Origin of the sequence: Pseudoxanthobacter sp., from assembly GCF_036822375.1 — a bacterium.
In the GTDB taxonomy this organism is placed as follows: Bacteria; Pseudomonadota; Alphaproteobacteria; order Rhizobiales; family Segnochrobactraceae; genus Pseudoxanthobacter.
The window spans coordinates 1-6506 of the sequence record NZ_DAISHT010000169.1; the positions used below are offsets into that span (position 1 = coordinate 1).

Consider the following 6506-nt stretch of genomic DNA (forward strand, 5'->3'; position numbering starts at 1 on the left):
GGGCAACGCCGGGCAACGCCGGGCAACGCCGGGCAACGCCGGGCAACGCCGGGCAACGCCGGGCATGACAACCCGCATCATGCCGACCCGGATCAGGTCAACCCCGCCCCCGGCAACCCCGGCCATCGCGCGCCCGCTCCGCCTGCCCGAAGGCCCGCGCAGGGCGCCCGCCACCGTCCACCGGCATCACCTTCGCCAGCCTTGCGGCCTGCGGGCACAGCTACCGGGAGCGAACCGATGACCGGCGGCCGGGCGACAGAAGCCCGGGCGGCGCGTGAACCGCGCGCCCGCGCCTCCCGGCCGGCCTGTGGTCAGAACGGAATTTCGTCGTCGAGCTCACGAGAGAACGACTGGTCGCTGCCGCGTCCGCCGCCGATGCTGCCGCTGCCGCCCGACGACGCACGGCCCTCCGGGCGGCCGCCGCCATAATCGCCGCCGCGCTCGGGCGAACGCTCCATCGGCGAGGACCGGCCGAAATCGCTGCCGCCGGACCGCTCGAACGAGCCGCCGCCTTCGCCGCGGCCATCCAGCATCGTCAGCGCCGAGTTGAAGCCCTGCAGCACCACTTCGGTCGAATAACGCTTGGCGCCCTGCTGATCTTCCCATTCGCGGGTCTGAAGCTGGCCCTCAAGATAGACCTTCGAGCCCTTGCGCAAAAACTGCTCGGCAATCTTGCACAGGCCCTCGTTGAAGATCACCACGGTGTGCCATTCGGTCTTTTCCCGGCGCTCGCCGCTGTTGCGGTCGCGCCAGCTCTCCGAAGTCGCGATGCGCAGCCGGGCGACCGGACGGCCATCCTGCGTGCGGCGCACTTCCGGATCGGCGCCGAGATTGCCCACCAGAATGACCTTGTTGACGCTGCCGGCCATCTTCGCCTCCTTCGCCTCAAAGCGGGGGCCGGCACGCATCCCGCCGCGCCGGACCGATCCCGATTGCTGTTTCCAACGCCGTCGCCCGCCTGCCGCACAATCGCCGCCGGCGCAGGCCGGCGGCATCGCCCGTGTCACCCGACAGACCACACCCGGCAAATCACGCCCGGCAAACCACACCGGTTAAACCGGTCAGACCACACCGGGGGGATCCCCGGCCGGGCAGAACAGGCGGCCACGACACCCGCGGCACGCACCGGCGGCCATGGCACCCACGACCAAGACGTCCGCGACCCGGACGCCCGTGACCAAGACGCCCGCGACCAGGCCCCGGCGACCAGAACCCGGCGACCGTCACGCCACCCGGAGCCGGGGCGGCCCGCACCACGATGACACATTCCCCCGCCGGCGGCGAGATGCCTACACCAAGCCCTGTGCCGCTCCAACCCTGCACCGGGCCCGGCGGCCGCATCGTCCACGCCCGACGATCCGGCTTATCCACAACAGACCGCCATCCCGGCGCGGTCGTCTGCTACCGGAAAGCAGTATTGTTCCATCTTTGTTCCCGTGCAAGTGCGAAGCCGGCGTGATTTTCCCGCCTGCAGCCCCCGGACCGCCCGGCCGGCGACAGGTCTGCCGGCATCGCACCGGCCCGGCCAACTTGCAAAGCGGACAACAGCTTCGTAAATAAGGAATGTCTGCCGGGTTGCGGGCCGAATCTGAATTGGCAGCGCTGTGCCTTCCGCCGGGCCTGCCCGTCCGGCGCCGGCCGGGTGCTGCGTCATCGGATCGAAGCGACCGGATCGGAGCCGGATTTGCACGGGAACGCCCGCGTCAGGACCGGCACCGGATTTCGGGACCATCGCCAGCAGACCGGGGCACTGCGGCCGGTTCTGTCCGGCCTCCCGCGGGCGGCTGCCAAAAGCAGCCCGACGGGTCTGCGGCTCTCCCGGGCCGGCAGGTCTGCCGCTCCGGCCAGATGACCGCGCCCGTGCGGTGCCGGCACAAGACAGGACGGCGCGGCGCCTTGCGGCCCGCCCGGCCTCCATCAGGGTCCGTCCCGGACGAAGCCCGGCTGTTGCAGCCGCATTTGACCCGGACAGACCGCAGCGCCGGCTCTGCCGGCCCCAATTGCCTTTCCGGTCTGGCGCGCTTTCCGCCGGCCGGGGGCGGCAGCCGAGGGTGCAAAGGCTTCCCGATCCGGGCGCCGGCAACCTGCGGGCACCGCCCGGATCACCAACAATTTCCGGCTCTTTTCGGGCCGCCAGACGGGTTTGAGCGCAGTTTTCATGGTCCGGTTTGCCAGCTTCCGCAACGCCTCCAACGGGTCGGCCCCTGCCGGCGCCGCTGTGGCGGGGCGTGCTGCCGCCGGCCGGCCACGCGCCGCAGCCCGGCCCTGCCCCGCCTTTCATTTCCATACTCAAGCTGACGGCTCGTTCGGCGAGACCCTGTCGTGGCGCGTTGCGCCGACGCGGGTCGGCCGCAGCCGTGGAGAACGTCTTCAATGGCTAACAAGATGCTTATCGATGCCACCCACTCCGAGGAGACCAGGGTGGTCGTCGTCCGCGGTAATCGTGTCGAGGAATTCGATTTCGAATCCGCAAGCCGCAAGCCGCTGCGCGGCAACATCTATCTCGCAAAGGTAACCCGCGTCGAACCCTCGCTGCAGGCTGCCTTCGTCGATTACGGCGGAAACCGGCACGGTTTTCTTGCCTTCAACGAAATTCATCCGGACTATTACCAGATCCCGATGGCCGACCGGCAGGCCCTGCTCGATGCCGAGGCCGAGGCCGAGGCTGAGGAAGAGCGGGCTGCCGAGCGGGCGGCCCAGCGGGCCGAACGCGCCGCCGCAAAGGCGCGGAGCCGGGCGAAGGCCGAGGCTGCCTCCCCTGCCGGGGACGCGGTTGCCGGCGACGTGACCGAAGCCGGCGACGAGCACGGCGAGGACGACGCTGCTGAAACCGTCGTGTCCGTTGCCGCCGACGACAGCTTCGGGCACGAGGCCGACGGCCACGACGACGAGCACGGCGACGACGCCCCGGAAGAGGTCGTGGAATCGGTCGGTGCCGAGGATGCGATGGAAGAGGTGCCGGAGCGCCGCCCGCAGCGCTCGCGCCGCACCTACAAGATTCAGGAAGTGATCAAGCGCCGTCAGGTGCTGCTGGTGCAGGTCGTCAAGGAAGAGCGCGGCAACAAGGGTGCGGCGCTGACCACCTATCTGTCGCTCGCCGGCCGTTATTCGGTGCTGATGCCCAACACCGCCCGCGGGGGCGGCATTTCGCGCAAGATCACCTCGGCCCCGGATCGCAAGCGCCTGAAGAAGATCGCTACCGAGCTGGAAGTGCCGGAAGGGATGGGCGTGATCCTGCGCACCGCCGGTGCCAACCGCACCAAGGTGGAGGTGAAGCGCGACTTCGAATACCTGCTGCGGCTGTGGGAGAACGTGCGCGACCTGACGCTGCGCTCGTCCGCGCCGTCGCTGGTCTATGAGGAAGGCAGCCTCATCAAGCGCTCCATCCGCGACCTCTACAACAAGGATATCGACGAGGTTCTGGTCGGCGGCGACGATGGCTACCGCGAGGCCAAGGACTTCATGCGCATGCTCATGCCGAGCCATGCCAAGAACGTGAAGGCCTACAAGGACCCCTCGCCGCTGTTCACCCGGTTCGGCGTCGAGGCTCAGCTCGATGCGATGTTCTCGCCGCAGGTGACGCTGAAGTCCGGCGGCTACATCGTCATCAACCAGACCGAAGCGCTCGTCTCCATCGACGTGAACTCCGGCCGCTCCACCCGCGAGCACAACATCGAGGACACCGCCCTCCAGACCAATCTGGAGGCGTCCGATGAAGTCGCCCGCCAGCTCCGCCTGCGCGATCTTGCCGGTCTGATCGTGATCGACTTCATCGACATGGAGGAGAACAAGAACAACCGCGCGGTGGAACGGCGCCTGAAGGAGGCGCTGAAATCCGACCGGGCGCGCATTCAGGTCGGCCGCATCTCGCATTTCGGCCTGATGGAGATGTCGCGCCAGCGCATCCGCACCGGCGTGGTGGAAAGCTCCACCCAGCTGTGCCCGCACTGCTACGGCACCGGCGTCGTGCGCTCCACCGAATCGGTGGCGCTGCATGTGCTGCGCTCCATCGAAGAGGCGCTCATCAAGAATGCGGCGCACAATCTGAACGTGCGCACCCGCACCGCGGTGGCGCTCTACATCCTCAACCAGAAGCGCCGCCATCTGGCCGATATCGAAGCCCGGTTCGGCGTGCAGATCGCGCTTTCGGCCGATGAGACGCTGGGCAACCTGCACCATGTGATCGAGCGCGGCGAACTGGCGGTGCGCGATCCCAACGCCCCGCTGCCCCCGGCGCTGGCCGCCGCGGTGCATGTCGATTCGATCGAGCCGGAAATCGAGCCCGAGGACGAGGAAGAGACCGATATCGCCGAGGAGGCCGAGGAGCAGGCCGCCGCGCCGGCGGCCGCAGGCGAGGCCGGCGATGCCGGGCGCAAGCGCCGTCGCCGGCGTCGTCGCCGGCGTCCGGGCGAGACCGGTCCGGCCGATGGCCATGACGCCGATGGCCACGACAATGCCGCCGACGAGGCAGAGGCAGAAGCCGAGGCCGGCAGCGAGGACGCCGTCGCGGCGGAAGCCGGAGAACAGACCGACGAGGCCGGCGAGCCGGACACCGCTGCCGCCCCCGAGGCCGGCGAGGATGATGGCGGCGCAGGCCGTCGCCGTCGCGGCCGCCGCGGCGGTCGTCGCCGGCGCGAGGCGGAAACCGCCGCGCAGGGCGGCTCTGACGCCGACGTGAGCGAGACCGGCGAAGGTGACGAAGCGGCCGCCCTTGCGCTGCCGGCTCCCGAAGGCGAGCCGGCCGGGGCTGCCGCGCCGGCGCCGGAAACCGCGCCGGCTGAGGCCGGTGCCGATGCGGCCGGCGAGGCCGTTGCGGTGACGGACGAAGCCACGCCGCCCGCCTTCTCCGATGCCACAGCCGCCCCTGAGGCGGAGGGCAGCGCGGTTGCCGGAACGGAAGAACCGGCCGAAGCGGTGCCGGAGACGGCCGGTTTTGCCGCCGCTGAGACCGCTCCGTCGGAGCCTGAAGATCCGGCGATGTCCGGCGGCTTCGGGGAAACTGCCGGCTATGCGGAGACCGCCGTCATCGAGGCCCCCGCCGTTCCGGTTGTCCCGGACGAGGCGGCAGCCCCTGAAGAGGCGGCTTCGCACGACGCGCCCGCGCCTGAGGAAAATGCGGCGAGCGCTGCCGAAGCGCCCCCTGCGGACGAACCGGCTTTCGGGGAGGACGCGGCCGACGATGACGCCGGCGAGGACGATGACGGCCGGCCGAAGCGCACCGGCTGGTGGCAGCGCCGCGGCTTCCTCTGATCCGGGACCGGGTCTCTGATTCAGGGCCGGCCCGACCGGCCCGCAAGACGATCCTGACGCCCCCGATGCATCGCGCATCGGGGGCGTTTTCATATCCGGCCCGTTTTCAGGGGCCGCGCTGCCGCCCGGCAGTTCCCCCTGAGCGAAACGGGCGCCAACCGAAATTTAACCGTTGCGGAACACAACTAGAACGAATACCCTGCTGTTCACGATTTGTCCGCACCTGTTTGATTCTGCGCCGCAAAGCGCGGTTGTCACGCCCGGTGGGGAAGGCAGCACGAGAGGGGCCGATGCTTACGCGCAAGCAATATGAACTGCTGATGTTCATTCATGAGCGCCTTCAGGAGAGCGGCGTGCCCCCGTCGTTCGAAGAGATGAAGGATGCGCTGGATCTGCGATCGAAGTCCGGCATCCATCGCCTGATCACCGCCCTTGAGGAGCGCGGCTTCGTGCGCCGGCTGCCCAACCGTGCCCGTGCTCTGGAGGTGTTGCGCCTGCCGGATTCGGTCTCCCCCGGCGCGGCTGCGGCGCGGGCGCGCGGGCCGGTTTCCGGTGTCATCGAAGGCGGCCGCTCGCGCGCTGCCGAGGCCCCGCCCGGGCCGGTGCCGGCCGCGATCGACGCCACGGTGACGCCGGTGCCCGTCATGGGCCGCATCGCCGCCGGTGTTCCGATTGAGGCGATCCAGACCTACAGCCGCACCATTCCCGTGCCCGCCGACATGCTGCCCGGCGGCGATCACTTCGCTCTCGACGTGCGCGGCGATTCGATGGTGGACGCCGGCATCCATGACGGCGACACCGTCGTCATCCGCCGCTGCGACACCGCCGACACCGGCGACATCGTGGTGGCGCTGGTCGACGGCGAGGAAGCGACCCTGAAGCGCCTGCGCCGCAAAGGCGCATCCGTGGCGCTGGAGGCCGCCAACCCGGCCTATGAGACGCGCATCTTCGGGCCCGACCGCGTGCGGATTCAGGGCCGCCTCGTCGCCCTGATGCGTCGCTACTGAGCCGGAGCGCCGGGCAGCGACATCTGCGCGGGGTGCGGGGCCATGAGGCCCGATGAACCACGGGCATGGAGCATCGGGCGGGCACCGGTGCCGGGTGCTGCGCGATGAACAGGGCACGGAGCGCAGCCGGGCGCTGGCATATGGCCGCGGCGGGCAAGGCGATGGCGCAGGCGCCGTGCCCGTGCGTGAGCCCTGACCCGACGAGGCTTCCGCCCTTTGCCGTTGCCCCCCTGTGGCGCTGCCCCACTC

General features: G+C 69.9%; 3 protein-coding genes. 2 read left to right on the plus strand and 1 reads right to left on the minus strand.

Annotated elements, in window-relative coordinates; all coding sequences use genetic code 11:
- Positions 1–311 precede the first annotated feature (311 nt).
- On the minus strand, positions 312–869 hold the full coding sequence (locus V7067_RS13640; RefSeq protein ID WP_334176453.1) for a single-stranded DNA-binding protein: 558 nt from the start codon (positions 867–869) through the stop codon (positions 312–314).
- 1504 nt (positions 870–2373) lie between these two features.
- On the opposite strand from V7067_RS13640, the gene V7067_RS13645 reads away from it, so the two are divergent.
- Positions 2374–5250, plus strand: coding sequence for a ribonuclease E/G (locus tag V7067_RS13645; RefSeq protein WP_334176454.1), 2877 nt, complete (start codon positions 2374–2376; stop codon positions 5248–5250).
- 290 nt (positions 5251–5540) lie between these two features.
- The gene (gene lexA / locus V7067_RS13650; RefSeq protein WP_334176455.1) at positions 5541–6257 is read left to right on the plus strand and encodes a transcriptional repressor LexA; all 717 of its coding nucleotides are present in this window, start codon (positions 5541–5543) and stop codon (positions 6255–6257) included.
- Positions 6258–6506: the final 249 nt, after the last annotated feature.